The following is a 26,989-nucleotide window of genomic DNA, read 5'->3' on the forward strand; positions in this document are numbered from 1 at the left end:
ATGAAGGTCATGGCCCAGATGGCGATGGTGATGAACCTGGACAAGTGCATCGGGTGTCACACCTGTTCGGTGACGTGCAAGCAGGCCTGGACCAACCGCTCGGGCACCGAGTACGTGTGGTTCAACAACGTCGAGACCCGGCCCGGACAAGGTTATCCACGTACGTACGAAGATCAGGAGAAATGGCGCGGCGGTTGGCGTCTGGACGGGCGGGGCCGGCTGCGGTTGCGTGACGGCGGCCGGTTCTCCAAGCTGGCGCGGATATTCGCCAACCCGAAGCTGCCGTCGATCGACGACTACTACGAGCCGTGGACCTACGACTACGAGAACCTCACCTCGGCACCCCTGGGTGAGCACATGCCGGTCGCGCCGCCGCGCAGCCTCATCAGCGGTGAGCCGATGAAGGTGTCCTGGTCGGCGGCTTGGGACGACGATCTGGGCGGGTCGCCGGAGATCGTGCCCGGTGACCCGGTGCTGCAGAAGGTCAGTGAACAGGTCAAGCTCGAACTCGAGCAGACCTTCATGTTCTACCTGCCGAGAATCTGCGAGCACTGCCTCAATCCGTCGTGCGTCGCGTCGTGCCCGTCGGGCGCGATGTACAAGCGTTCCGAGGACGGGATCGTGCTCGTCGACCAGGACCGATGCCGTGGCTGGCGTATGTGCGTCTCCGGATGTCCTTACAAGAAGGTCTATTTCAACCACAAAACCGGCAAGGCCGAGAAGTGCACGCTGTGCTACCCGCGCATCGAGGTCGGACTGCCGACGGTCTGCTCGGAGACGTGCGTGGGCCGGCTGCGTTACCTGGGCCTGGTGCTCTACGACGTCGACCGGGTGCTGGAGGCCGCATCGGTCCCCGATGACAAGGACCTCTACGAGGCGCAGCGCGGAATCCTTCTCGATCCGACTGATCCCGAGGTGATCGCCGGTGCGCGAGCCGAGGGCATCTCCGACGAATGGATCGAGGCCGCGCAGCACTCGCCGATCTACAAGCTCATCCACACGTACGGTGTCGCGCTGCCCCTGCATCCGGAGTTCCGCACCGTGCCGATGGTCTGGTACATCCCGCCGTTGTCACCGGTGGTCGACGCGGTCAGCCGTGACGGGCATGATGGCGAAGACGTCGGCAATCTGTTCGGCGCGCTTGAGGCGCTGCGGATCCCGATGGAGTATCTGGCCGGCTTGTTCACCGCGGGTGACACCGCGGTGGTCGAGGGTGTGTTGCGCCGGCTCGCCGCGATGCGCTCCTACATGCGCGACATCAACCTGGGCCGCGAGACCCAGCCCCACATCCCGCGGGCGGTCGGCATGACCGAGCAGCAGATGTACGACATGTACCGGCTGCTCGCCCTCGCGAAATATGAAGAACGCTATGTCATTCCGACGGCGTACAGCACCGAGGGGCACGCGGTCGAGGAGCCGGGGTGCTCGTTGTCGTTCGACGGTGGGCCGGGCATGTACGAGTCGGGTCCGTTCGGTGAGGCCAGCGGTGGGCCGGTTCCGGTGGCGATCGAGACATTCCACGCCCTGCAACACCGCCAGACCACCGGCGGCATGGCGGCCAACGCCGACAACCCGTCGCGCGTGAACCTGCTCAACTGGGACGGCAGGGGAGTGCCCGCCGGGATGTTCCCGGAGGAGTAGCCATGAAGCTCCGGCGCAGACCAGATCTCACGCTGCAGGACCGCGTGGTGTGGCAAGCGGCCTCGCTGCTGCTGGCCTATCCCGACGAGCGGCACCAGGCCCGCCTCGACACGGTCGAGGGCCTGCTTGCCCACATCGCCGGTGAGCAGGCGCGGCTTATCGCCGAAACCCTTACGGCGCTCCGTGATACGCCCGCGATGGCATTGGCGGCCCAGTATGTCGACACATTCGACCTCAAGAAATCCACCACCATGTTGTTGACGTACTGGACCGGCGGCGACACCCGCAACCGGGGTGCGCAGATGGTGGTCTTCACGCAGGCCTATCGCGACGCCGGGGTGCAACCGCCCAGACAGGAAGCGCCCGACCACCTTCCGGTGGTGCTGGAGTTCGCCGCCACGGTCGACCCGGTCGCGGGCCGGCGGCTGCTGGCCGACCATCGCGTACCGATCGACGTTCTCCGGCATGCGTTGTCCGATGCCGGATCGCCGTACGCGCCCGCGGTGGCCGCGGTGTGCTCGACATTGCCCGCCGTGTCCGGCGGCGATGCCCGGCATCTGCTGCGGTCCGGACCGCCCACGGAATCGGTTGGCTTGCAGCCGTTTCAATTGACGGTGCCGCCCCGGCGCGTTGAGGAAGGGGTCTGATGTCTGGTTGGGAGATCTTCTGGGACGTCGTGCCGTACGTGACGCTGGCGATCGTCGTGGTCGGCCTGTGGTGGCGCTACCGCTATGACAAGTTCGGCTGGACCACCCGCTCGTCTCAGCTCTACGAATCGCGGCTGCTGAGAATCGGCAGCCCGATGTTCCACTTCGGCATCCTCGTGGTGATCGTGGGACACATCATCGGGTTGGTGATCCCGGAGTCCTGGACCCGCGCGGTCATGAGCGACCACGTCTATCACATCCAGGCGGTGACTCTCGGCGGTCTTGCGGGCGTCACCACATTGGCAGGCATCGCGCTGCTGGTGTACCGCAGGCGCACCACCGGACCGGTGTTCATGGCCACCACGGCCAACGACAAGGTGATGTACGTGGTTCTGGTGCTGGCCATCGTGGCCGGGGTGTCGTGCACATTCATCGGCGCGAGCCCGGCGGGTGCCGAACACGATTACCGCGAGACCGTCGCGCCGTGGTTCCGGTCGATCTGGATTCTGCAGCCCCGCGGCGATCTGATGGTGCAGGCGCCGCTGTACTTCCACATCCACGTGATGATCGCGCTCGTCCTGTTCTGCCTGTGGCCGTTCACGCGTCTCGTGCATGTGTTCAGCGCGCCCATCGGCTACCTGTTCCGGCCCTACATCGTCTACCGCAGCCGTGACGTCGCGGGGCGCGGTGAACTCGTCGGTTCCCAGCCACACCGCCGCGGGTGGTGACTGAGGACTTTCGGCTCTGTCGTATCCGCGCCCTCGCCGGGGATGCTGGATGTGTCGAAGGAGGTTGACAATGCCCAAGGGACAGGAACTCGACGTGCTCACCCGCAGGCAGTGCCTGGATCTGCTGCAGCGGGTCAGGGTGGGTCGCCTGGTGTTCACCGAGGACGCGTTACCGGCCGTGCAACCGGTCAATTTCCGGCTGACGCACGACGATGTGGTGATCCGGGTCGCGGGCGGAGCCAAGTTGACGGCCGCCACCGAGAACCACGTCGTGGCGTTCCAGGCCGACGAGCTGGATCCCGATCTGCGCACCGGCTGGAGCGTGACCGTCGTCGGCCATGCTCAGCCGATCACCGACGTCGACGAGTTGGTGGAAGTGGCCGGGACGTTCGTCCAACCATGGGTAGACGGCCGTCGGGACCACTTCATCCGCATCCGCGCCGAGAAGGTGACCGGACGGCAGATCCGGGAACAGAGCGTTCCGCACTACCAGGGCGAGGCTCAGTAACGCAGCCGGTCCCCGACCACCCGGACCGCGTTGTCATGATGCTGCGCGGTGTACAGCGGATGCAGCAGCATCGGATGACGGCAGTGCGCGCACGACTCCTGCGGGCGGTTGACCGATGCGAACGTCAGGTGGTGGCATTCGCTGCACCGGACCACGTAGCACGCGCCGATCCAGTTCGCCATCCCGACGTAGATCGCCACCGTGGTCGCCGTGGCCAGCACCATGATCAGCGCGACGGTGAGCACTTCGTAGACCGTCATGTTCGGACCTCCAAGCACGCAAGACGCACCCTGACGGATACCTCAAACGGTACTCGCGAACCTTAGGATTTCCTGGCCCGTTTGAAGACTTTGTCGAGTTCGCTGCCCCGCAGCCCACTCAGCTCGGCCTTGCGGACCTTGTGCAGGACGACCGGGCACCGTTTGCACCGAGGCTTGCTGCGGCAGCACTTCTTTTTGGGCTTCAGGCCGGCGAGCTTGGCGGACTTCAACGTGACGGGGCTCTCTCGTTTTCGTGATCGGGTCGACTGCCTGCGAGAATTGTGGCGTGGATTCGCACCCAGACTTTCGCAACGTCGCCATCGTGGCCCACGTTGACCACGGCAAAACGACCCTAGTCGACGCGATGCTGCGGCAATCGGGTGCGTTGACGCACCGTGGCGACGACGCTACCGAACGCATCATGGATTCCGGTGACTTGGAGAAGGAAAAGGGCATCACGATCCTCGCCAAGAACACCGCGGTGCATCGCCACCACAATGACGGCACGGTGACCGTCATCAACGTCATCGACACCCCCGGCCACGCCGACTTCGGCGGTGAGGTCGAGCGCGGGCTGTCCATGGTCGACGGCGTGGTGCTGCTCGTCGACGCCTCTGAGGGCCCGTTGCCGCAGACCCGGTTCGTGCTGCGCAAGGCACTTCAGGCGCACCTGCCGGTGATCGTGGTGGTCAACAAGACCGACCGGCCCGACGCACGCATCAGCGAGGTGGTGGAGGCCAGCCACGACCTGCTGCTCGACGTCGCGTCCGACCTGGACGACGAGGCCGCCGCGGCCGCCGAGCGCGCACTGGACCTGCCGACGCTCTACGCGTCGGGCCGCGCAGGCATCGCGAGCACCGTGCAGCCCGCCGACGGTGAGGTGCCCGAGGGCGACAACCTCGACCCGCTGTTCGACGTGCTGATGAAGCACATCCCGCCGCCATCGGGCGACCCCGAGGCGCCGCTGCAAGCGCTGGTGACCAACCTCGACGCCTCGGCGTTCCTGGGCCGGCTCGCGCTGATCCGCATCTACAACGGCCGGCTGAAGAAGGGCCAGCAGGTCGCGTGGATGCGTGAGGTCGACGGATCGCCCGTGATCACCTCGGCGAAGATCACCGAACTGCTGGCCACCGTCGGCGTCGAGCGCAGCCCCACCGACGAGGCCGTCGCCGGAGACATCGTCGCGGTCGCGGGCCTGCCCGAGATCATGATCGGCGACACGCTGGCCGATCCCGACCACGCACACGCGCTGCCCCGCATCACCGTCGACGAACCCGCGATCTCGGTGACGATCGGCACGAACACCTCACCGCTCGCGGGGAAGGTATCCGGGCACAAGCTGACGGCCCGCATGGTCCGCAATCGGCTGGACCAGGAACTCGTCGGCAACGTGTCGATCCGGGTGGTCGACATCGGCCGCCCGGACGCCTGGGAGGTCCAGGGGCGTGGCGAGCTGGCGCTGGCCGTGCTGGTCGAACAGATGCGGCGTGAGGGCTTCGAGCTGACCGTCGGCAAGCCGCAGGTGGTCACCAAGAACATCGACGGCAAGTTGCACGAGCCGTTCGAGGCGCTGACGATCGACTGCCCGGACGAGTTCGTCGGCGCCATCACGCAGCTGATGGCCGCGCGCAAGGGCCGCATGGAAGAGATGACCAACCACGCGGCCGGATGGGTCCGCATGGACTTCATCGTGCCGAGCCGCGGGCTGATCGGTTTCCGCACCGACTTCCTCACCGAGACACGTGGCACCGGCATCGCCAACGCGGTGTTCGAGGGCTACCGGCCGTGGGCGGGGGAGATCCGGGCCCGGCACACCGGATCGCTGGTATCCGACCGGTCCGGCACGATCACCCCGTTCGCGATGATCCAGCTGGCTGACCGCGGGCAGTTCTTCGTCGAACCCGGCCAGGACACGTACGAAGGCCAGGTGGTCGGTATCAATCCGCGCGCCGAGGATCTCGACATCAACATCACGCGCGAGAAGAAGCTGACCAATATGCGGTCGTCGACGGCCGACGTCATCGAGACGCTGGCCCGGCCGCTGGAGTTGGACCTGGAAAAGGCCATGGAATTCTGCGCGGCCGACGAGTGCGTCGAGGTGACACCCGAGATCGTGCGCGTGCGCAAGGTCGAGCTCACCGCGAGCCTGCGGGCCCGGGCGAAGGCGCGGGCCAAGGCCAGGGGCTAGCTCTCTGCACGTCGAGTCTGCGCTCAGGGCGCGAAAGTACGAGTAACCCACGCCCGGCACGCAGACTCGAATGCCGAACCGGCCCCCTCCCTGGCTGAGAGGGGGCCGGCCGAGCGGAATCGGGTTATCCGCTCGCCCCCGACCCATCGGAGTCGTTGTCGCCCTTGGCGTCATCGTCGGCGCCGGACTTCTCGTCGTTCTTCTTGGGCTCGCTCTTGTTGCCGCCGAGGGCTTTCTTGACCCCGTCGGTCACCTTCGCGACCGTCTTGTCGACGTCTTCGCTGATGTTCTTGAGCGCGGTGCCCAGCTTGGTGGGCTTGCGGTGCTTTGGCGTTCCCGTGCTCTCACGCGGTGTCACCTTGTTGCCATCGGTGCCGTCGTCGGCATCGGTGCCGTCAGCCGAATCTGACTCCGTGTCCTCGGACGCCGCTTCGGCGGTTTCGGGTTCGGCCGCTTCGGGTTCGGCTTGCGGTTCTACCGTGAGGGTGACCGTCTTCTCGGGTTCGACCTTCGACGGCGTAGCCGCCGCAGGCGTGATCGCGTCGGCCAGCATGCGCGGCACATCCACCACGAGCCGGGCGATGATGCCGTTGTTGCTCAGTAGGCCGCCACCGAACTGGCCGCCGTTGAGTACCGCGTCGGTGATGTTCCCGGGAGCGGCGATGAGTGCGCTGAGTGCGGCAGCGGTGTCGCCCTCGGTCAGGGCATCCGATATCGCCTGCGCCGATGTGCCGGTTGATTGGAAAGCCATCCCGACCGCGGAGATGGCCGCGAATCCCAGCGAAATCGGCAGCGATGCAGCGGTTTCCAGCACGTTGTTGAGATTCGCCGACATCTGGACCGGAATCTGCAGGAGATTAGCCATCGGGAACAGGCCGAATGCGGTGCCGATGAGCCCGCTGAAGAGCGCATTCGACGCGCCGATGAAATCGTTGGCCTGGGCCAGCTCGAACGCCTTGACCAGGCCGCTGGCGAACCCGTTGGGATAGGACGGGTCGAAGAGTGCGCTCAGCGTTGTCGGGATGACGCTGCCCATGGTGTCGGCGACCATGGTCGCGTAGCCGATCTGATTCATCAGGGCCTGCCGCAAGAACGGAGCCGGATCGGCAAGCCACTGCTCTCCGATCCAGGCGACGTTTCCGAACGCCGTCGTGAAGATGTCGGCCCACTGCGCGATGGGATCGAACACGATGCCGAGGTCCGGCGGTGCCAGCGCTTGCGTTCCGGCGTCTGCCGAAGCAGCTTGCAGCTCAGGGCTTTCCGTAGCACCCAGTGCTTCGGCGATCGCCACTCGGGCAAGAACCAGATTCTTGAGCACTCCGTTGATCAGTCCGGGATTCGTCCCACCTTCGGGGATGTCGCCGATCAGCAGACCGCTCAAGATGTTGGCGGGTGCGACGGCGATCGCGTTCACCAGTGCCATCGGGTCGCCGGAACCCGCCGCCTCGACGATGGTCTGGACGGACGCCGCCAATCCGGAAGCGGCGTTGTTGGCCGCCGAGAGTACGTCGAAACCGAGTTCCATCGCCGTGGTCATGACGGTTGCGACGACGTTCGCGAGGTTCTGGGCGATCGCTACCGGGATCTGAAGGGACGGGATCAGAGGAAGGGCGACGTCCGTGACAAGTTCGACCGGGATGCGTTGCCAGAGCGTCATGATCGCCGCGGCCGGATCACCTGCCATCCATTGCCCTGCTGCGGTGCTCAGATATTCGGGCACGTTCGACAGGGTCCACGCGACGTTCGTCGCTCCGGTGACGACGCCCATCGTCAGCAGGTTCGCGTACCAGAACTGATTGGCCAGAACCTGGCTGAGGATCGGTGTCGGGTCGCTGACGATCGGGGCGATGGCGTCGAAGACGTAGGCCGCCGTCAGTTGGAAGAAGTACTGGTACGCCTCGGCCGGCGTGAGCTCTGGCGGTATGGCGCCGGCGGAGACGTCGGGCGTCTCCAGGTTCTGCACGGCGGCCGACAGTTCAACCGAGCGGATCTGGGCATCGGGTGGCGGTGCGGTGATGGGGGTGACCGCGATGACGCTCGCGCCGGCGATGGCAATGCCTGCCGTCGCGTATGGCCGCAATGCTGATCGCAACTGTGTCTCCTTGTTCCGTGGGCTGTGACGACGGTCATAGCGACCGACGGACGAGACGGTATCTGAGATTCAGCTGAGATGAATGCAAAATAGTGAAACGTGTTCTAAATCAGTTCGACGTCCGGGCCGCCGCCCCTGGAGTCGAGGCCGGTCAGCTGCCACGTCTCGCTCGACATATGGGGTATCTGGCTTCCGTGAGATTCCCGCGAAAGGCCTTCTAAGCACTCTTCATGCCACCAAATTGACGTCAGTCTCAGTTTTGCTGACCGTCTCTTGGTGTGAGGTGCAGTCGCATTGCCTGCCTGGCTTAGAAATCAATTCAAACCGAAATTACTTCTAGGGGTGTCCGCCCGTATGAGTGGGGATCGGTGCGCTTTTTCGTGCGATCGGTACGGGTCGATACCCTGAGTGGCGTGCCGACAACCTGCCGCCGCGCCCGCATGACGATCGGCGCGCTCGTTTCGGTACCCGCGCTCCTGCTGAGCGGATGTACGGTCAGTCCGCCTCCCGCGCCGCAGAGCACCGAGACCACGGAGACCACGCCGCCGCCTCCGCCCAAGGCCACGCAGATCATCATGGCGATCGATTCGATCGGACCTGGCTTCAACCCGCATCTGTTGTCCGATCAGTCCCCGGTGAACGCCGCGATCGCGTCGCTGGTGCTGCCGAGTTCGTTCCGCCCGGTGGCCGATCCGAAATCTCCGACCGGTTCGCGTTGGGAACTCGACCCCACGCTGCTGGAGTCGGCCGAAGTGACCAATGAGCAACCGTTCACCGTCACCTACAAGATTCGGCCGGAGGCGCAGTGGACCGACAACGCACCCATCGCCGCCGACGACTATTGGTATCTCTGGCGTCAAATGGTCAGCCAGCCAGGAGTTGTCGACCCAGCGGGCTATGACCTGATCACGGGAGTGCAATCGGTCGAGGGCGGCAAGACCGCGGTCGTGACGTTCTCGCAGCCGTATCCGGCGTGGCGCGAACTGTTCAACGACATCCTGCCCGCCCACATCGTCAAGGACATCCCCGGCGGTTTCGGTGCCGGGTTGGCCCGCGCGATGCCGGTCACCGGCGGACAGTTCCGGGTGGAAAACATTGACCCGCAACGGGATGAGATCCTGCTGGCCCGCAACGACCGGTACTGGAGCGTGCCGGCGAAACCTGATCTCGTGCTCTTCCGCCGCGGCGGTGCGCCCGCAGCGCTTGCCGACTCGATCCGCAACGGTGACACCCAGGTGGCCCAGGTGCACGGGGGCGCGGCAACTTTCGCGCAACTGAGCGCCATCCCGGATGTACGCACGGCCCGCATCGTCACGCCGCGAGTCATGCAGTTGACGTTGCGTGCGCAACAGCCGAAGTTGGCGGATGTCCAAGTGCGCAAAGCACTCCTGGGATTGGTGGACGTCGATCTGCTGGCGTCGGTCGGTGCCGGTGACGACAACACGGTCACTCTCGCGCAGGCACAGGTGCGCTCGCCCTCTGATCCGGGCTACGTGCCCACGGCCCCGCCCGCTATGGGCCGCGACGCCGCACTGGACCTGCTGCGCGCAGCCGGCTATCAGATCGAACCGGCCGCGACGCCGGCACCGGACGGACCGCCACCGGCGAACGACCGGCAGCGCATCACGAAAGACGGTGTCCCACTGTCTCTGGTGCTCGGTGTCGCGTCGAACGATCCGACGTCGGTGGCGGTGGCCAACACCGCGGCCGACCAATTGCGCAGTGTCGGCATCGACGCGTCGGTGCTGGCGCTCGATCCGGTCGCACTCTACGGTGATGCGCTGACCAACAACCGCGTCGATGCGGTGGTCGGTTGGCACCAGGCCGGGGGAGACCTGGCGACCGCGCTGGCGTCCCGATACGGTTGCCGCGCCTTGGAGGCCACCGCCGTCGCAACCGCGGCGCCGGGTACCCCGGCGTCGGCCCCGCCGAAGCCCACCACGACGGCCGCGCCCGCACCGGCTACCACCACCCCGACCACCGCGGCGCCGCCCCCGTCACCTGACTCGGGTGAGCTCGTGCAGGCGCCGAGCAACATCACCGGCATCTGCGACCGCAGCATCCAGCCGAGAATAGATGGCGCACTGGATGGTAGGGAAGAAATTGCCGAGGTGATCGAGGCCGTCGAACCACGGTTGTGGAACATGTCGACGGTGCTGCCGATCCTGCAAGACACCACCATCGTCGCGGCAGGCCCGAGTGTGCAGAACGTCAGCTTGTCGGGGGCCGTTCCGGTTGGGATCGTCGGCGACGCCGCGGACTGGACGAAGACGCGGTGAACAAAACAGTGGACCCCCTCGAAGAGGAGGTCCACCGCGTTGTCGGTGAATCAGGCTGCGTCGCTCGAGCCTGAGCTCTCACCGGAATCGGATGAGCGGCTTGAGCTTTCGCTCTTGCTCTTCGTGCTCTTGCCCGACAATCCCTCAGCAGCCTTCTTGAATCCGTCGCTGACGTTCTTGACGGTGTTCCGGATGTTGTCGCGGACCTGCTTCAGCGGGTTCGCGCGATCCGACTTGGTGATCGTCCCGGTCTTACCGGGCACGGCCACCGGGCTGTCCTTCACGACGTCGGTGGCGACCGGCGAGGCGGTTTCGGCGGCGGGCGCCTCGATCTCCTCTGCAGGCGCTGTCGCGTCGCTCCCCGGTGCCGACGCTGACGTCTCCTCGGTTCCCCCGGCTACCGCGGTTTCCGTCGAAGTGGTTGCCGCATCCGCCGTTTCGGCCGGCGCGACGTCGAGCGTCACCACCTTGGCAGCCGAATCCAGCGTCGCGTCCGCGGCGGCGCTCGGCGCTTCCACGGGCGGCCTGATCGCCGCGGCGAGGGCCTCGCGTGCTTGCCGCAGACTCGACAGGAGACCCAGGTTGGGGCCGAAGATCCCACCACCCAGCTCGTTGCCGTTGAGGAACGCATCGGTGATGACGGCAGGTCCACTGAGTATCGCGTTGACGACACCGAGCGGGTCACCATTCTTGAGTGAGTCGACGATGTCCTGGCCGACGTTGCCCGCGACGGTGATCGTGGTGTAGGCGACGTTGATCGCACCGAGCAACGGCATGACCACGATGAGCGGGTTGTTCAGGATGTTCAGCGTGTTCTGGACGGGCTGCTTGACGGCGTTGATGATCGGCTCCAGCAGGGGAAGACCGACGTTCAAGACCGGACTGAGAAACGCGCTCCATGCATTGGCCACCGCGCCGTTGATGTCTCCCTCGAGGAGGTCGGACAACGCGAGCTGCAACTGTGCCGGAACGCCGTAGGGGTTGGCCGGGTCCAACACGTTGATGAGTCCCTCGCCGGCCCCCTGTAGGCCCTCGAAGAGTGACTCGGCGGTCGCGAGCTGGTTCGCGATGATCTGCCTCAGCACCGGAGCGGGATCGTCCAGTTCTGCGCTGATTGTCGCGCCGACGTTCGTGACGGTGTTGGTCACCAGCGCCAGATAAGCCTCAAGCGGATTTGCTGACGCCGACAGTTCGACCCGGGGTGACGAGATCGCCGAAACCGTGACGTCGGGTATCGGCGGAGCGACCGGGCTGATCGCGATGGCACTGGCCCCGACCAGTGCTACGCCTGCCGCCAGATAAGAACGTGCAGCGACTTGCATGGAGTCTCCTTACCTCGATGTAAATCCCCCGGCGAGCCAGAAGCTACCTGAGAGTAAATTAATAGTTCGGCAAATTTCGGAAACTTGCATTCAACCCTCCGAGGCCGGTTACTGCGATCGTTAACAACGGAAACTAGCTCCTCAAGTCGCATGTCATTGGCCATTCTTGATTCCTGGTCACGCGCCGGCCGCACGGTAGTGTGGCCTTTTGGATTGAAATATGCGGGGAAGGGCAACGTCGCTCATTCGAGATCGCCCTTTGCTATGTGGCGCACATCACACCGGAATCCCTGGTTGATCCCGCGAACTTAAGACGGCCTAACATTTGCGCGGTGTCGCACCCTGCACCAGCCACCCGGAAACGGCCGCGCGGGGCGTCCAGAACATCGGTGAAGTGCGGTCAGCCTGCCGTGGTGAGAGGCGGTAATCCCGTGCCGGCGAGTTCGCCAGATCATTGCGGTAGCAAGCGCTTGTCAGCGCCCGCCAGTTTCGCGTTCGGGCAGCGCGGCGGCCACATCAGGCCTTCGATCGCGGGTTGACCTGAGTAACGCCTGAGAGTTGTCCAGCACCGGATTCGTCCGAAGACGCGAAGCGAGCCCGTTCTAACGCGAGATCGCCGATGTTCGGCGCTCGGTGAGCACCCGGAGTCCGTGCGCCGTCGCGGCAGCGACAACGAATGGGATCAGCACCCACCACGGCGGCCGCGCGAGCTCCCAGACGAACAGCGCCGCCCACAGCGGTGCGCGCTGGGTGATCGCCAACACGCCGGCTGCGCACGTCAGCGACACCGCAGCGACGCTGACGTGGTGCGCTGTCCACGTGTTGACCGACAGGGCGAGTATCGAACCCAGCGCTGCGCCAGTGGCCAACGCCGGGGTGAGCAGCCCGCCGACCGCGCCTGCCCGCAGATAGACCGCGGTGAGAAGAGGTTTGAGACACAGGATCACCAGTGCGGCGCCGATCGTGATACCGCTGTCGAGGCTGACGGTGAGGATGCTCTTTCCGTTGCCTGGCAGCTCGGGCCACCAGATCGAGCAGACACCGATCAGTAGGCCCGCGGCGGCGACGGCCGGAATGATCAGCCAGCTGGTCGGCGCCGTGGCCGGCCTGGCTGAGGCCATGATCCGGTTGAACGCCAGACCGATCGCCAGGGCGAAAGGTGCGAGCAGGAGCGCGAAAGCCGTTAGTAGATAAGACAACCGGGGATCAGGCCAGTCCAGCGGTACGTCGGCGTGGGTCACCGGCGAGGCGATCGCGACAGCCAAACTTGAGGTGATCAGTGCGGCCCCGAACGCACGGGGTTGCCAGGTATTGAGCATGATTCGCGTCGCGAACAATGCGCCGCCTACCGGCACGCTGTAGACGGCGGCCAGTCCGGCACCGGCAGCGCACGCGAGCAGAATCTCCCGGTCGCGCGGCGTCAGGGACCAACGTGAGGTTCCGAGATCGCCGAATGCGGCAGACAGTTGGCGCGGAGCGCCTTCTCGTCCGAGCGACGCGCCGGATCCGACAACCAGCACCTGAAGTCCCGCGTCGATCGACAGCGCTGTTCGGGGGACGCGCCGGTGCCCGGAGATGACGTCAGAAAGTGCGGGCACGGTGGTGTGTCGGCGCAGCAGCCACCAGCCGAATCCGGCCAGTGCGCCGCCGATCATCGGACCGATCGCGCGCCGCACCGGACTGCTGCCGGTGACTCCTTCGAGCAGTGACCCGAAGGTGTAGTGATAGGTGACGTGTTCGACGGCGTGTAGAAGCAGCGTCGTCGCTATGCCGGCCAGGCCGGCAAGCAACCCGATCACGACAATGCTGCAGCCGAATTCGAGCTCACGTCGATTCACCCGGTGAATCTATGCCGATTCGAGACCCAACATGCTCGCGACGTTGTGGACCGCCGGGCGGTAGCGTCACAGGCGATGCCAACGCATGTGAAGCCCCGTCTGTTGTTCGTCCACGCCCACCCTGACGATGAAACCCTCACCACCGGCGGAACCATCGCGCACTACGCGGCGCTGGGGGCTGAGGTCAAGGTCGTCACCTGCACCCTCGGCGAAGAAGGTGAGGTGATCGGCGACCGGTATGCCCAGCTGACCGTCGACAACGCCGATCAGCTCGGGGGATACCGCATCGCTGAGCTCACTGCGGCCCTGCAGGCCCTTGGGGTCGACGGTCCGCATTACCTTGGCGGAGCTGGCCACTGGCGCGATTCGGGCATGGCCGGGACGCCCTCGCGCGGGCCTCAGCGGCGTTGGGTCGATGCCGACATGACCGAGGCGGTAGGACAACTGGTGGCCATCATCGGTGAACTCCGGCCACATGTCGTCGTGACCTACGACCCCAACGGGGGATATGGACACCCCGACCACATCCAGACCCATCGCGTCACGACCGAAGCCGTCGCTGCCTCGGCCGACGCTGTTGGCTGGGCCGTGCCCAAGTTCTACTGGACTGTGATGGCAACGAGTGCAATGGGCGCCGGGCTGCAGGCGGTGAAGGAGCTACCCGAGGGTTGGATCCGGATCAATGCCGACGACGTTCCATTCGGTTTCTCCGACGACCAGATCGACGCCGTCGTCGACGTATCCGCATATCTGCCGGCCAAGGTGGCCGCCATGCGGGCTCACGCCACGCAGGTCACCGTCTCGCCCAAGGGCGATGCCCTCGCCTTGTCCAACAACATCGCGTTGCCGCTCATCGGCGAGGAGCACTATGTACTCGTCTCCGGTGACCCTGGACCGCGCGACGCCCGCGGTTGGGAAACCGACCTACTCGCCGGATTGAATCTGGAATAGGCGAAACCACACGCGGTAAGCTCCGGTCAGTCGTCGAAGGGATATCCATGGACCCCGATCTGGATCCGAACCTCCAGCACTGGCAGGACCGGGCAGACAACTTCCAGTGGGTGGTGGGCTCGCTGGTGTCGCTGCTCGACAGCATCCCGACCTGACCTCGACCAAGTCCCGCGTCGTCGAAACCGGTGACGCGGATCCGGTGCTGGCCGGAATCGTTCTGACCCTGCTCGCCGTCGACGGCATCATCTCTGCCGTCGTCGGCGCATTGTTGTTGCCGTCGTACATCGGCGGAATCCCGTTCCCCATCAGTGCGGTCATCAGTGGGGTGGTCAACGCCGCGCTCGTATGGGCCGCGATGCAGTGGTCGGATTCCTTACTGCGCGGCGGGCTGCCGCTGTGGACCTGGCTGGCCGCCGTCGTCGCGATGACGTTCGGCGGACCAGGCAACGATTACATCTTCGCCGGATCGGGGATCTTCGCCTACAGCGCGCTCATCTTCATCGCCGTAGGCGCCTTACCGGCAGCGTGGCTGTTGCGGCGGAGGTACCGCCGCCAGCCCCGCTAGTCGGACTTCTCCGACTTTTGCTTCTTGTCAGCTTTGTCAGCTTTGTCGGCTTTGTCGGCGCCGGTCGGCTTGTCCTTCTTGGCCGGCTTCGCGGCTTCGGACTTCTTCTCCGTGGTCTTGTCGGACGCGGTCTCGGAGTCCTTGTCGGACGTCTTGGTGCTGGAGGCGGCCTTCGTCGCATCCTTCACCGCGTCACGGACGTTCTCCGACACCTTCTTCACGTCAGCCGCCGTCTTGGCGACTGTCTTGTCGACCGCCTCCTGAACGTTCTTGGCCAGCGTCCGCGCGGGCTTCGGCGCAGCGGTGTCCTCGGTTTCCGTCGCGTCGGTGTCCGGGGTGGTCACGGTGTCGGTCGCGCCGGTCGTGTCGGTCGATTTCACCAACGTGCGCACCGATTCGGGGACGCTGGTGACTTCTGCCGTACCGGTCTTCGTGGCCAGGTCCGGCGTGAAGAAATCGATCTGGTCGCGAACATAGTTCCCGAGCGCATCGACCGACGCGGACCCATGGTCAACCGCGCTGTCCACCACGAACCGGGCCTGGGTGCCGAGCGCCCGCAACGGACCCTCGCCGTTGCGCAGCACGTCGGTCAGGAATCCCTCCGGGACACCGATGAGGTCGTTGACGAATCCGACCTCCTGGATGGACAGAGCATTGAGGAGGTTGTAGTTGATGTCGATCTGCTGGTTGACCAAGCCCAGCCCGAGGCCGTCGAAAACCGGCTCGATGGCGTTGATGACGCCCTCGGTGACGGCTTGTGACGTGGCCAGCGTCAGGTTGTTCGCGGCGATGGCGGCATTTGTGGCTGCTTCGACCGGCGGCAGGATGAGGTCACCGATCAGCGACGGTAGCGACGCGATACTGGGCGCCGCGGCCAGGTTCGCAGTCGGTGCGGCAAGATCCGCCGCCAGGAACGGCCCCTGCAATGGCGGGCGCGGGGGGAGGGGGAGGGGCGGCAGCGGAATGAAGGTGTTCGCGACGTCGATTCCGAGCCAGACGAACGACAACGCGACATCCACGCCGAAGTCGACGAGGTTCTGAGCGATGCCGCCGTCCCCGCGAAGCCAGTCGGTGAAGTTGAAGACCGCACTTGCGACCAGCGAATTCCCGAAGTTGTAGCCGTCCATGAGCAGGCCACCGGCCCAGCCGCCGACCCACGGAACCCAGCCGAGTGCGTAGGCGCCGAGTTCGAACCCGTACTGCACCCACGGCTCGAAGGTCAGATAGATGTTGTCGATCGTGTTGGCCAGGTTGGGTGCGATCGCCAGGGCGGTCGGGGCTGCGGTCACCGCCGCGGCCGGGGCCGATTCGACCGCGCCGGACGCGCCACCCGACGGCACCTTGGGCACCGGCACGGCCGCCGTCATGCGGCTCGCCGCCGCGAGCAGGTCGACCATGGCCTGCGACAACTGCGGCTCGGTGGAAACCGAGTGCGCCGGCACTGCGATGTCGTCGGGGGTTACCTGGATCGGAGTCAGGGCAAGAGTTGTCGCAGTGGCCGCGGCGGCGCCTGCCATCAGGTATGAGCGGACAGAAACGTTCATGACGGCACCCCTGAGATCCCTCCCCGACCCACAACAATCTAACGTTGATCTTGACCTTACTGGCAGAAATGGCCAAGTCCGCGTGCTGGTGGCAGCGCGTCATATAACGGCTTGAAAACAAGCATCGAACACATCAGGAGCAGCAGGGCGCCACGTCGCCCGATGCTGGGACTACTGTGGCTCCCATGTCCTGGCTATGGCAGGCTCCGTTGGTTTCAGAATGTGAGACGCGTGGATGATTGTGGACAACGGCGGGGTTACACGGAAGTGGCTCTAGACCCCCAGCACGGCGCAGATCTACCCAGCCCCGTGGTTCCACCGAAAGCCGGAGTGTCCAGCCCTGCCGCGCTGCGGCGTGTCTTGCGGCGGGCGCGTGATGGTGTCGCCCTCAATGTCGACGAGGCCGCGATCGCGATGACGGCCCGTGGCGAGGATCTCGCTGATTTGTGCGCGAGTGCGGCGCGAGTGCGTGATGCCGGGTTGAGGACTGCGGGCCGGCTCGGCGCGAATGGCAGGTTGCCGGTCAGTTACTCGCGCAAGGTGTTCATCCCGGTCACTCATCTGTGCCGCGACACGTGTCATTACTGCACGTTTGTCACGGTGCCCGGCCGGCTGCGCAGCCAGGGCATGGGCATGTACATGGAGCCCGACGAGATTCTCGATGTCGCGCGTCGCGGCGCCGAACTGGGCTGCAAGGAGGCGCTTTTCACCCTTGGCGATCGCCCGGAGGCACGCTGGGAAGAGGCGCGGCAGTGGCTCGATGAGCGTGGCTATGACTCGACGCTGGATTACGTGCGCGCGATGGCGATCCGGGTTTTGGAGGAGACGGGGCTGTTGCCGCATCTCAATCCCGGGGTGATGAGCTGGTCGGAGCTCTCGCGGCTCAAGCCCGTCGCCCCGTCGATGGGCATGATGCTGGAGACGACGTCACGGCGACTGTTCGAGACAAAGGGGCTCGCGCATTACGGCAGCCCGGACAAGGATCCGGCGGTGCGGCTGCGCACCCTCGACGACGCCGGGCGGTTGTCGATCCCGTTCACCACCGGTCTGTTGGTGGGTATCGGTGAGACGTTGACCGAGCGTGCCGAGACCATGCATGCGATCCGGAAGTCGCACAAGGAGTTCGGGCACGTTCAGGAAGTGATCGTGCAGAACTTCCGGGCCAAGGATCACACTGCGATGGCCTCGGCACCGGATGCGGGTATCGAGGACTTCTTGGCGACGATCGCGGTGACGCGGCTGGTGTTGGGGCCGAAGATGCGCATTCAGGCGCCGCCGAATCTGGTGTCGCGTGCGGAGTGCCTGGCGCTGATCGGCGCGGGTGTCGATGACTGGGGTGGGGTGTCGCCGCTGACTCCCGATCATGTCAATCCCGAACGGCCGTGGCCTGCGCTCGACGATCTCGCCGAGGTGACGGCCGAGGCCGGCTACGACTTGGTGCAGCGGCTGACGGCGCAGCCGCAGTATGTGCAGGCCGGTGCGGCGTGGATCGATCCGCGGGTGCGGGGCCATGTCGATGCGCTGGCCGATCCGGACACCGGGTTCGCCCTCGACGTGAATCCGGTGGGCCGGCCGTGGCAGGAGCCCGATGAGGCCTCGGAATCGTTGGGGCGTATCGATCTGCATGCCGCTATCGACTCCGAGGGCCGGTTGACCGAGACCCGCAGCGACCTCGACAGTGCGTTCGGCGACTGGGAGTCGATTCGGGCGAAGGTGTCGGAGCTGGCGGCCCGGGCCCCGGAGCGCATCGACACCGATGTGTTGGCGGCGTTGCGGTCGGCGGAGCGTGATCCGGGCGGGTGCAGCGACGACGAGTATCTGGCGCTGGCCACAGCCGACGGCCCGGCGCTGGAGGCCGTTACCGCGCTGGCGGATTCGTTGCGGCGCGATGTCGTGGGCGATGACGTGACGTTCGTGGTCAACCGCAACATCAACTTCACCAACATCTGCTACACGGGCTGCCGGTTCTGCGCGTTCGCGCAGCGCAAGGGCGATGCCGATGCGTATTCACTGTCCACCGACGAGGTCGCCGACCGGGCGTGGGAGGCGCATGTGGCCGGCGCGACCGAGGTGTGCATGCAGGGCGGCATCGATCCGGAGCTCCCGGTCACCGGGTACGCCGATCTGGTGCGGGCGGTCAAGGAGCGGGTGCCGTCGATGCACGTGCACGCGTTTTCTCCCATGGAGATCGCCAACGGTGTCACCCGCAGCGGGTTGTCGATCCGGGAATGGCTGACCTCGCTGCGTGAGGCCGGGCTGGACACCATCCCGGGTACCGCGGCCGAGATCCTCGACGACGAGGTGCGCTGGGTGCTGACCAAGGGCAAGCTGCCGACGTCGATGTGGATCGAGGTGGTGACCACGGCGCACGAGGTGGGGCTGCGGTCATCGTCGACGATGATGTACGGCCACGTCGATCAGCCGCGGCATTGGGTTGGCCACCTCAACGTGCTGCGCTCGATCCAGGATCAGACCGGTGGGTTCACCGAGTTCGTGCCGCTGCCGTTCGTGCATCAGTCCTCCCCGCTGTATCTGGCGGGTGGCGCGCGGCCGGGTCCGACGCATCGTGACAACCGCGCCGTGCATGCGTTGGCGCGGATCATGTTGCACGGCAGGATCTCTCACATCCAGACCAGCTGGGTCAAGCTTGGTATCGAGCGGACTCAGGTGATGTTGCGCGGCGGCGCCAACGACCTCGGCGGCACGCTGATGGAAGAGACCATCTCACGCATGGCAGGCTCGGAGAACGGATCAGCCAAGACCGTCGAAGAACTCGTCGCGATCGCCGAGGGCATCGGCCGCCCCGCCCGCCAACGCACCACCACCTACTCGCCCCAGGCCGCTTAACTCGGCTTCGGGGCTTGGGGCCGGGCCTTGGGGCCTCGGGGCTTCGGCACCGCGAGCGACCGTGTCTGTACGCCGACACGCCGCAAATTGGCGGCCTTTTGCGGTCGCTCGCGGGCTACGAGAGTGCGCTCGCGCGCGTCAGGCAGTTGACATCATGCCCGTCACCCGCGGTGCCCGAATCCACGAGTCGGCCATCGAGAATCTCGCACGCGAGTGTCCCGGCGTCGCCCATCACCGGGTCGGCGCCGACCATCTGCTCGCCGCTGCCGCTGCTGGTCAACCTCGCCTGCCCGCCGCAGTATGAAGCGGTTTGCAGGGTCCCGGCGTCGGCGGCCGGTGCGGTGATGTCGATGCAGTCGGTGCCGGTCCAGTTGACGACGGTCGTGAAGCCGGCGCCGGCGATCGGCGGCGCGGCGGGCGCCTGATTGGTCGGGGCTGTCGCGACCGGCGCCCCGCCGTACAGCGGCAGTCCACCGCCTGCGTATCCGCCACCACCGCCACCACCGCTTTCGCATGCGACGCCATCGCCGTCGCGATCCAGCTTCGAGCTGTAGCCGGGTTGGCCCGCATAGAGCGGGGCGGCGCCGGCAGCTCGGGCCGCCGCGCAGTTGGGGTACGCCCCAGCCGTCGGCGCGGTGAACACGGCAAGAAGAGGCACGACGACTGCGCTGCACGCCAGTCCCACGATGTAGGTGCGCATCGATGTTCCGATCTTGAAATTGACCTCGACGACAATTGCCGTCGTCGGCACATCATGCACGAAGTGGCATCAGTCGGGTGCAGGTTTCGGCCGGACCGAGCGACCGCAAAATGCCGGCTATCGCGGCGTGTCGGCGTACAAACACGGTCGCTCGCGGTGCGAGGGGAGGGCTAACTCAAGCCGAGGTTGCCGCGCAGTGTGGTGGCCTCGTATTCGCGGCGGAAGAGGCCGCGGCGCTGGAGCTCGGGAACGAGCTGCTCGACGATCGACCGCAAGCCGTCGGGGAAGAAGTCGGTGTTGAGGTTGAACCCGTCGGCCGCGCCGGCCGTGAACCACTCTTCGATCGAGTCGGCGACCTGTTCGGGTGTGCCGACGATGCTGCGGTGTCCGTTCGGATTGCGTTGGAGCAGTTGGCGAACGGTCAGCTGCTCGGCGCGGGCGAGTTCGAGCACAGCAGAAGCGAATCCGACGCCGGCGCGGCTGGAGCCGATCGAGTCGATCTTGTCCCACGGCAACTGGGCATCGAGCCGGAGGTCGCCGACGTCGAGACCCAGTATGGCGCTGAGTGATTGGAGCTCACTGTCAAAGCCGACGACTTCATCCAGCCATTGTTTGCGGTCGTTTGCCTCCTGTTCGGTGCTGCCGAGAACCGGGAACAAGCCCGGCAGGATCACGATGTCGTCCGGTTTGCGGCCGTAGCCGACGGCTTTCGACTTCAGCGTCTGATAGAACTCGCGCGCCGCACCCACGGTGTGATGCACCGTGAACACCGCGTCGGCGTGCCGGGCTGCGAGCTCGACTCCTTGTGGCGAGCCGCCGGCCTGCAACAACACCGGACGGCCCTGTGGTGACCGCGGCACGTTGAGCGCACCGTCGACGCGAAAGTACCTGCCGCGGAAGTCCACCGGACGTATCCGCGTGGCGTCGGCGAACTTGCCCGACGCCTGATCGGCGATCAACGCGTCGGCGTCCCAGGATTCCCACAGTGCGATCGCGACACGCACGGATTCCTCGGCACGGCCGTAACGTTCATCGTGTCCGGGTTGTTCGTCGTAGCCGAACAGCCGGGCCGACTCCGGCGCGCGGGTCGTCACGACGTTCCACGCCGCCCGGCCGCCCGACACATAGTCGAGTGAGGCGATCTTGCGGGCGATCGTGTACGGGTGCTCGAAACTCGACGACACCGTCGCCACCAGCCCGACGTGCTCGGTCACCCGGGCCACCGCTGTCAGCGGGACGATCGGGTCGAGCGCCTGCCACGGCCGTGAGACCGACGGCGCCCCGTAGTCGAACTCGTCGGAGAAGAAGACCGCGTCGAGTCGTCCGGCCTCGGCCAGCCGACCGATCTCCTCGTAGAAGCCGAGGTCCAAAAACCCCAGCGGATCGTCGGCCACCCGCCATGAAGCCGGGTGGCGCCCACTGCTGTTGACGTTGATGTTGAGATGCAACTGCCGTGTCATCCGTTCCTCCGGGCTCAATCGTCGGCGAGGGCCGCGAGTGGACGCAGCGGATGGGCCAACGTCCACGGATCGGCCACCGACTCGTCGATCAACCACTTGCCGACCGCATACGGCTTCCAGCGCACCGCGTCGTGCAGGGTGTGGGTTCGGGCGTCGCGCCAGTACCGGTCGAGGCCGAGCGCGGGTTTGGTGGAACTGGCGCCGCCGATGTCGAACAACGCCGACGTCACGGCGAGCGCGGCCCTGGCCGCGACGACTTTGGCCTGCGCGACTTCGTAGAACGCCTCGAGTACGGCCGAAAGTTGGGAAGCGTCAGTGAGTTTCGCTAACTGTCTGGCCGCTGACTCCACGGCACGGCGTGCGGTCCAGGCGGTGATCCGCAGTTCGCCGAGGGCCGCGACACCGATCGTGTCGTCGCGGAACTCGCGGTGTTCGGCACCCCGTCCGGCGTGCACCTTTCTCGCCAGAGTGACCGCCTCCTGCAGCGCACCCTCCGCCAGACCGACGTCGATCGCGGCGTGCACCACATGGTTCAGGCCGGAGTGCCGGTACTGGGCGCGAGTGCCCGGCAGCGGTGCCAGGATCTGTGTGGCCTCGACCGCGACATCGTGGAACTCGACGGTGCCCGAGCCGGTGGTGCGCTGCCCGAAACTGTCCCAGTCGTCATGGATCTCGACACCTGGGGTGGTTCGGGGTAACACCACGGTATGCGGCTGGCCGTCGTCCCCGCGGGCGATCACGGTGATCAGGTCGGCAAGCAGCGCACCGGTCGAGTACACCTTGCGGCCGGACAGCGTCCAGGTCCCGTTGCGTTGCAGCACAGTCGTTTCCGACGCGCCGGGTGGGCGTTCGCCAGGTTCGGCGGCGGCGTTGCCGAAGAAGGCGCCCGAGCCGATGGTGGTCAAGAACCGCGTCCGGTGCGGTGACGGCGACAACCGTAGCCGCTCGACGGTGCTGAAGTGGTTCTGCGGGATCTGCCCGAGACTGCCGTCGGCAGAGGCGACCGCAATGATCGCCTGGGTCAACACCTCCTGGTCGAACCCGAGGCCACCGAACTCCGCCGGGGTGGTCAACGCCCAGAACCCGATTCGGCGCAGGCGGTCGATCTCGTCGACGGCGTACCGGCGATTCCGGTCTCGGTCGTGGGCGCCTGCGCGGATCTCGTCGACGGCTCCGCTGAGCTCGTCCAAGAATTCCTCGGGCGTGCGGGTCTTGGTGGGCGTATGCGTCGGGACCATACCTACTTCACCGGTGCCGGGGCTTGTGGGCCCTGGGCCTTCTGCGCGTCGTTGTAGCGCGGGTCGTATTCGATCGCCACATCAACCGGCTTCTTGAGCGCTCCGCCGGCGTGCAGTTCGTCGGCCACGGCCTGCTCTTCGGCCACCAGCGCGCTGTCAAGCTTGCGGAATGGGCCGCTGCGCACCTGATACTCGAATTCGGTTCGCGCATCGCTGAGTTTGAGCGTGGATTTCAGGGTCTGCTTGACCGTGTCCGGGTTGTCGTCGTACCAGGTCCAGAATCCCGCCAGCCGGGTGAAGAAGTCGCGCAGTGCCTCGTCTTTGGCAGGGTCGGCCAGCACATCGGTGCGCGCGGTCCACACGTTCAGCGCGGGGATCTTGGTGTCCCGCTCGGACAGCAGGATCTTGGCGTCGCCCTTGGTGATCGAGTCGAGAATCGCGGCCTGCCCGCCGGAATACACGTCGACCTGACCGGAGTTGAACGCGGCGGCCGAGGCGTTGCCGTCGTTGAATTTGACTGGCTTGATGTCGGATTCGGTGAGTTTCGCACGCGACAGCGACACCAGGTACTGGGCGTGGTTGTAACCACCGAAGTTGTAGGCCCAGGTGTGGCCGCGAAGGTCGGCCAGGTTGTTGATGCCTGAGTTTGCGCGCACCGCTGTCACCAGCGGCGTGTAGCGGGGGTCGAAGCCGTTGCGCCAGCCTGCGACGATCTTGAGCGGCACGGTGTGCTCGGTCCAGTCCTGCACCGCGTTAGCCTGCTCGATGGTCAGCGACGTATCGCCCATGTGGCCGACGTCGATGGTTTTGCCGTACAAGGCCGACAGGTTGGCGGCGGGTCCCGCGAGGATCGCCCACTCGACGTCGTACGGCGCGCCGTCGAGCACACCCGATTCCTTCACCAGCGCGGGTATGCCGTTGTCCTGGTAGGCGATCACCAGTTTCGTCCGGCCGCCGTCGTCGCCGGACGAGCAGCCGGTGAGCACCGCAATGACAAGCGCGAGAACGGTCAGCGGGGCCAGTATTCGGGTCATAGGGGTTCTTTCACGTTCGTGCCGAGGCTGTCGAGCACCTGGCGTTTGATGGCGTTGAAGGCGGGGGAGGTGACGTCGCGCGGGCGGGGCAGGTCAACGGCCAGGTCAGCCTGGACGAGCCCCTTCCCGAGCACGACGATCCGGTCTGCCAGGAGTACTGCTTCCTCGATGTCATGGGTCACCAGCAACACGCCGACCTGATGCTCCTGCCACAGCGTGGTGACCAGATCCTGGGCGGTCCGCCGTGTGAATGCATCGAGCGCTCCGAAAGGTTCGTCCAGCAACAGCAATTCGGGTGAGCGAACCAGCGCACGCGCGAGACCGACGCGCTGGGCTTCGCCGCCGGAGAGGTTCTTGGGCCACGACTGTGCCTTGTCGGCGAGCCCGACCTCGTCGAGCGCTGCGAGTGCACGCCGGTAGTTGTCACCGCGTCTCGACGTGCTGAGCGCGACGTTCCTCCACACGCGTTGTGCCTGGATGAGCCGAGGTTCCTGAAAGACCACCGAGGTACGGGATGTGATGCTCACATGTCCGGCCGTGGCGTCCTCCAGCCCGGCGAGGATGCGCAACAGCGTCGTCTTGCCGGTGCCGGACCGGCCCAGCAGTGCCACGAATTCGCCCTTGCGCACGGTCAATTGGAAGTCGTCGAGGATGACCTGGTCGCCGTAGGTCTTCGACAGGCCGGTCAGGTCGATGACATCACTTGCCGTCATGGGTGGACCTCCACGGCAACAGCAGGTGCTCGAGCAACCGCATGATGACGTCGACGACGATGCCGAGCGCCGCGTACACCAGGATTCCGGCCAGAATGATGTCGGTGCGCTGAAACTGGTTGGCGGTGTTGAGGATGTAGCCGATGCCCGATGTTGTGTTGATCTGCTCGGCGGCGACCAACGCCAGCAGCGCGGTACCCGCGGCATATCGCCATCCGACCAGGATCCCCGGCATGGCGAGCGGGACGACGATGAGGCGGATGGCTTCGGTACGGCTGAGTTCGAAGGTCTGGGCGACCTCCAGAAGGCGGCGGTCGATGCCGCGGATGCCGTGATAGGTGTTCAGGTACACCGGAAAGATCGACGCCCCGACGATCAGGGCGACTTTCGATTCCTCGCCGATGCCGAACCACACGACGAACAACGGCACCATCGCGATGAACGGGATGGTGCGCAGCATCTGCAGCGGTGCGTCATACACACGCTCGGCGACCGACCACAATCCTGCCGCGACACCGAGGATCAGCCCGGTGAGTCCGCCGATCAGCAGCCCGAGCCCTGCTCGTTGTAACGAGATGGGAAGCGCGGCTTGAAGATCGCCGGTCGACCACAGCTCGCCGTAGCTCTCCAGGATCGTCAGGGGCCCGGGCAGAACGGTCGGGCTCAGCCAGCCCTGCCCGGACACCAGCTGCCAGGCGACGAGCAGCAGGATCGGCACGATGAAGCGCACACCGAGCGTCCGGGTGACCGACCGGCGGGGCCGGCCCGATGCGGCGGACGGCCGGTAGTCGCGTTCGACGATGGCCGGCGCGTCGGGCGATGCGGTGCCCTGTGGCGCGGCGACGGTGGCCGTCATCGGTCGTCGACGCTGTCGAAGTCGAAGAACGGATCGCCGTCCGAATCACGCAGCAGCGACAGCTCCCATGCGAAATAGGCCTCGTACCAGGGAGCCCGTTCGGGGCCGAAATCCGGTGGGCCCGTGCGGTCGACGATCGCGCCGGCATACTCGGGATCCGCGGTGGTCAGCGCATGGGCTGCCGCCTCGATGCCGCCTTCGAGGACCGAGACCGCCGACGGCAGCGTCGCCGCGACATGTTCGGCGGCGTAGTCGGCGTCTCCGACCAGCACGACGCGCGCGCCGTCGGCGTCGGCGATGAGGTCGTCGAGGTGCTCGCGGCGGGCGTGGATCGACCCGGGCAGGTGGCCGGCGTCGTACCGCGTCGAATCGCGCAGATCCACGAGCCGGACCGGTTGTTGCTGCACGTCGCTCCACGAGATCCGGGCGACGTCGGGCAGCGGTATCTGGAAACGGTTGGCGGGCAGCACATCTTCATCGGGCGTGTAGGCGACGACCGCGAGCGGCCCGTCGTGCAGGAACCGCAGCCACTGCGCGGTGTTGGCGGCACGTACGAAATCCGGGGTGTCGACCAGAACCACTCGTGCGCCCCGGACCGCGATGAACTCGTCGGTGCCCTGTACAAGCTGCCCGCCGGGTGCCGAGACGGCCGCGGTGAAGTGCTGATCGGCGAACTCGCCCGGCGTGCGCACGTCGAGCAGATAGGTGGTGGCCGTGGAGTCGTCGAGGTGGTGGGCGACCTCGGCGACGGTGAGAACTTCGGCGCCGGCCTTCGCCAAGGTGTCGGCCGCCCACTGGGCGAGCCGCGGGGTCACCGATTCCGGAGCGGGGATGTCGGATTCCGCGCCGAACGCCAGCGCGCGACCGGACTTCTCCCACGCCGGGGTGCCATTGTGCAGCGAGAACACCGGATTGGGAATCCCGGTGTTGATCAGCGATTGGGCACCGACGATGCCGCGGGTGCGGCCGGCGCAGTTGATCACCACCTTGGTCTGCGGATTGTTCACCAGTTGCGTGCCGCGGTAAGCGATCTCGGCTCCGCCGCCCGTGTTGTAGCCGCCGGGGATGTGGTGGTGGAGATACTCGGTGGCCGGACGGCTGTCGAGGACGATGACGTCTTCGCCGGCCTGCCGCCACTGTTGCAGGGTGTCGCTGTCGATCGTGGGTGTCGCGTACTTGCGCTCGATCCACTCGCCGAGCGTCTTGCTGCGGACATTCGTGCCGGTGTAGATCCGGCCGCCTGCGCTCTTCCAGCCGTCGACACCGTTCTCCAGAACCTCGACATTGCGGTAGCCGAGCCGCTTGAGGAGTTCGGCGCCGCGCTCGTCCACCTCGGGCCGCCCGGCGAGCACGATCAGCGTGTCTGGACGTGGGACGAGCGCAGTGATGTGCTGCTCGAGGTCGTGGAAAGGGAGGCCTGCGCTGATGGCGATATGGCCATTGCTGCGGTCGAGGGGCGTCCGCAGGTCCAGGATGGCGATCTCACGGTCGCGCTTGGCGAGGAGATCCAGCAGGTGATGGGCGGTTATGGGCACGTCGGCCAACAATGCTCCGCACCCGCGGGCCGGGCGACGGTTG

General features: G+C 66.1%; 21 protein-coding genes. 9 read left to right on the plus strand and 12 right to left on the minus strand.

Annotated features, from left to right (window positions below; all coding sequences use genetic code 11):
• From narH to AWC31_RS20035, 4 genes are all read left to right on the plus strand, one after another.
• Complete coding sequence (narH, locus tag AWC31_RS20020) at window positions 1–1,641, plus strand: nitrate reductase subunit beta (protein WP_085145794.1); 1,641 nt, start codon at window positions 1–3, stop codon at window positions 1,639–1,641.
• A gap of 2 nt (window positions 1,642–1,643) precedes the next feature.
• Window positions 1,644–2,288 (plus strand): nitrate reductase molybdenum cofactor assembly chaperone, encoded by a 645-nt coding sequence (narJ, locus tag AWC31_RS20025; RefSeq protein ID WP_085145795.1) that lies wholly within the window; start codon window positions 1,644–1,646, stop codon window positions 2,286–2,288.
• Entirely contained in the window at window positions 2,288–3,016 is a 729-nt protein-coding gene (gene narI / locus AWC31_RS20030; protein ID WP_067850718.1) for a respiratory nitrate reductase subunit gamma, read from the plus strand. The genes narJ and narI overlap by 1 nt, the downstream gene beginning before the upstream one ends.
• A gap of 70 nt (window positions 3,017–3,086) precedes the next feature.
• Window positions 3,087–3,524 carry a pyridoxamine 5'-phosphate oxidase family protein gene (locus AWC31_RS20035; protein WP_067851007.1) on the plus strand — a complete coding sequence of 146 codons (438 nt, stop codon included), beginning with the start codon at window positions 3,087–3,089 and terminating at the stop codon, window positions 3,522–3,524.
• Here AWC31_RS20035 and AWC31_RS20040 read toward each other — a convergent pair.
• On the minus strand, window positions 3,518–3,784 hold the full coding sequence (locus AWC31_RS20040) for a hypothetical protein (RefSeq protein WP_067850720.1): 267 nt from the start codon (window positions 3,782–3,784) through the stop codon (window positions 3,518–3,520). The two genes, AWC31_RS20035 and AWC31_RS20040, sit on opposite strands and share 7 nt — an antisense overlap.
• Window positions 3,785–4,070: 286 nt before the next feature.
• Here AWC31_RS20040 and typA point away from each other — a divergent pair, with 286 nt between their 5' ends.
• Entirely contained in the window at window positions 4,071–5,972 is a 1,902-nt protein-coding gene (gene typA, locus AWC31_RS20045; RefSeq protein WP_067850723.1) for a translational GTPase TypA, read from the plus strand.
• Between the two features lie 124 nt (window positions 5,973–6,096).
• Here the strand turns inward: typA and AWC31_RS20050 are convergent, their stop codons facing one another.
• A complete protein-coding gene (locus tag AWC31_RS20050) occupies window positions 6,097–8,064 on the minus strand; it encodes a hypothetical protein (protein ID WP_133060192.1) in 1,968 nt (655 codons plus the stop codon).
• A 440-nt stretch (window positions 8,065–8,504) separates the two neighbouring features.
• On the opposite strand from AWC31_RS20050, the gene AWC31_RS20055 reads away from it, so the two are divergent.
• The gene (locus AWC31_RS20055; RefSeq protein ID WP_085145797.1) at window positions 8,505–10,343 is read left to right on the plus strand and encodes an ABC transporter family substrate-binding protein; all 1,839 of its coding nucleotides are present in this window, start codon (window positions 8,505–8,507) and stop codon (window positions 10,341–10,343) included.
• Between the two features lie 50 nt (window positions 10,344–10,393).
• On the opposite strand, the gene AWC31_RS20060 is transcribed toward AWC31_RS20055, so the two are convergent.
• Window positions 10,394–11,665: a hypothetical protein gene (locus AWC31_RS20060; RefSeq protein WP_085145798.1), complete on the minus strand. Its 1,272-nt coding sequence runs from the start codon at window positions 11,663–11,665 to the stop codon at window positions 10,394–10,396.
• A gap of 602 nt (window positions 11,666–12,267) precedes the next feature.
• On the minus strand, window positions 12,268–13,503 hold the full coding sequence (locus AWC31_RS20065) for a chloride channel protein (protein ID WP_085145799.1): 1,236 nt from the start codon (window positions 13,501–13,503) through the stop codon (window positions 12,268–12,270).
• Window positions 13,504–13,578: 75 nt separating this feature from the next.
• Between AWC31_RS20065 and mshB the strand changes: the two genes are divergently transcribed.
• Window positions 13,579–14,454: an N-acetyl-1-D-myo-inositol-2-amino-2-deoxy-alpha-D-glucopyranoside deacetylase gene (gene mshB, locus AWC31_RS20070; RefSeq protein ID WP_085145951.1), complete on the plus strand. Its 876-nt coding sequence runs from the start codon at window positions 13,579–13,581 to the stop codon at window positions 14,452–14,454.
• A 106-nt stretch (window positions 14,455–14,560) separates the two neighbouring features.
• Complete coding sequence (locus AWC31_RS20075) at window positions 14,561–15,019, plus strand: hypothetical protein (RefSeq protein ID WP_085145800.1); 459 nt, start codon at window positions 14,561–14,563, stop codon at window positions 15,017–15,019.
• Here the strand turns inward: AWC31_RS20075 and AWC31_RS20080 are convergent.
• Window positions 15,016–16,563 (minus strand): hypothetical protein, encoded by a 1,548-nt coding sequence (locus AWC31_RS20080; RefSeq protein WP_085145801.1) that lies wholly within the window; start codon window positions 16,561–16,563, stop codon window positions 15,016–15,018. The genes AWC31_RS20075 and AWC31_RS20080 overlap by 4 nt on opposite strands.
• A gap of 267 nt (window positions 16,564–16,830) precedes the next feature.
• Here AWC31_RS20080 and AWC31_RS20085 point away from each other — a divergent pair, with 267 nt between their 5' ends.
• Window positions 16,831–19,410: a bifunctional FO biosynthesis protein CofGH gene (locus tag AWC31_RS20085; protein ID WP_085145802.1), complete on the plus strand. Its 2,580-nt coding sequence runs from the start codon at window positions 16,831–16,833 to the stop codon at window positions 19,408–19,410.
• A gap of 115 nt (window positions 19,411–19,525) precedes the next feature.
• On the opposite strand, the gene AWC31_RS37900 is transcribed toward AWC31_RS20085, so the two are convergent.
• From AWC31_RS37900 to AWC31_RS20120, 7 genes are all read right to left on the minus strand, one after another.
• A complete protein-coding gene (locus AWC31_RS37900) occupies window positions 19,526–20,170 on the minus strand; it encodes an excalibur calcium-binding domain-containing protein (protein ID WP_234816926.1) in 645 nt (214 codons plus the stop codon).
• A 110-nt stretch (window positions 20,171–20,280) separates the two neighbouring features.
• On the minus strand, window positions 20,281–21,570 hold the full coding sequence (locus AWC31_RS20095; RefSeq protein ID WP_085145803.1) for an LLM class flavin-dependent oxidoreductase: 1,290 nt from the start codon (window positions 21,568–21,570) through the stop codon (window positions 20,281–20,283).
• 14 nt (window positions 21,571–21,584) lie between these two features.
• Window positions 21,585–22,808 (minus strand): acyl-CoA dehydrogenase family protein, encoded by a 1,224-nt coding sequence (locus AWC31_RS20100; RefSeq protein ID WP_085145804.1) that lies wholly within the window; start codon window positions 22,806–22,808, stop codon window positions 21,585–21,587.
• 2 nt (window positions 22,809–22,810) lie between these two features.
• Window positions 22,811–23,842 (minus strand): ABC transporter substrate-binding protein, encoded by a 1,032-nt coding sequence (locus AWC31_RS20105; RefSeq protein ID WP_085145805.1) that lies wholly within the window; start codon window positions 23,840–23,842, stop codon window positions 22,811–22,813.
• Entirely contained in the window at window positions 23,839–24,555 is a 717-nt protein-coding gene (locus tag AWC31_RS20110) for an ABC transporter ATP-binding protein (RefSeq protein ID WP_085145806.1), read from the minus strand. The genes AWC31_RS20105 and AWC31_RS20110 overlap by 4 nt, the downstream gene beginning before the upstream one ends.
• On the minus strand, window positions 24,542–25,411 hold the full coding sequence (locus AWC31_RS20115) for an ABC transporter permease (protein ID WP_085145807.1): 870 nt from the start codon (window positions 25,409–25,411) through the stop codon (window positions 24,542–24,544). The genes AWC31_RS20110 and AWC31_RS20115 overlap by 14 nt, the downstream gene beginning before the upstream one ends.
• Window positions 25,408–26,946 (minus strand): rhodanese-like domain-containing protein, encoded by a 1,539-nt coding sequence (locus AWC31_RS20120; protein ID WP_234816927.1) that lies wholly within the window; start codon window positions 26,944–26,946, stop codon window positions 25,408–25,410. The genes AWC31_RS20115 and AWC31_RS20120 overlap by 4 nt, the downstream gene beginning before the upstream one ends.
• Window positions 26,947–26,989: the final 43 nt, after the last annotated feature.

Source organism: Mycolicibacterium wolinskyi (genome assembly GCF_002101965.1).
Lineage (GTDB): Bacteria > Actinomycetota > Actinomycetes > Mycobacteriales > Mycobacteriaceae > Mycobacterium > Mycobacterium wolinskyi.

Coding starts and splice junctions, on each gene's coding strand:
- AWC31_RS20095 (WP_085145803.1), bottom strand. CDS start 21,570: ATGACACGGCAGTTGCATCTCAACATCAACGTCAACAGCAGTGGGCGC.
- narH (WP_085145794.1), top strand. CDS start 1: ATGAAGGTCATGGCCCAGATGGCGATGGTGATGAACCTGGACAAGTGC.
- AWC31_RS20035 (WP_067851007.1), top strand. CDS start 3,087: ATGCCCAAGGGACAGGAACTCGACGTGCTCACCCGCAGGCAGTGCCTG.
- AWC31_RS20080 (WP_085145801.1), bottom strand. CDS start 16,563: ATGAACGTTTCTGTCCGCTCATACCTGATGGCAGGCGCCGCCGCGGCC.
- AWC31_RS20115 (WP_085145807.1), bottom strand. CDS start 25,411: ATGACGGCCACCGTCGCCGCGCCACAGGGCACCGCATCGCCCGACGCG.
- narI (WP_067850718.1), top strand. CDS start 2,288: ATGTCTGGTTGGGAGATCTTCTGGGACGTCGTGCCGTACGTGACGCTG.
- AWC31_RS20100 (WP_085145804.1), bottom strand. CDS start 22,808: ATGGTCCCGACGCATACGCCCACCAAGACCCGCACGCCCGAGGAATTC.
- AWC31_RS20060 (WP_085145798.1), bottom strand. CDS start 11,665: ATGCAAGTCGCTGCACGTTCTTATCTGGCGGCAGGCGTAGCACTGGTC.
- AWC31_RS20055 (WP_085145797.1), top strand. CDS start 8,505: ATGACGATCGGCGCGCTCGTTTCGGTACCCGCGCTCCTGCTGAGCGGA.
- AWC31_RS20040 (WP_067850720.1), bottom strand. CDS start 3,784: ATGACGGTCTACGAAGTGCTCACCGTCGCGCTGATCATGGTGCTGGCC.
- mshB (WP_085145951.1), top strand. CDS start 13,579: ATGCCAACGCATGTGAAGCCCCGTCTGTTGTTCGTCCACGCCCACCCT.
- AWC31_RS20105 (WP_085145805.1), bottom strand. CDS start 23,842: ATGACCCGAATACTGGCCCCGCTGACCGTTCTCGCGCTTGTCATTGCG.
- AWC31_RS20110 (WP_085145806.1), bottom strand. CDS start 24,555: ATGACGGCAAGTGATGTCATCGACCTGACCGGCCTGTCGAAGACCTAC.
- narJ (WP_085145795.1), top strand. CDS start 1,644: ATGAAGCTCCGGCGCAGACCAGATCTCACGCTGCAGGACCGCGTGGTG.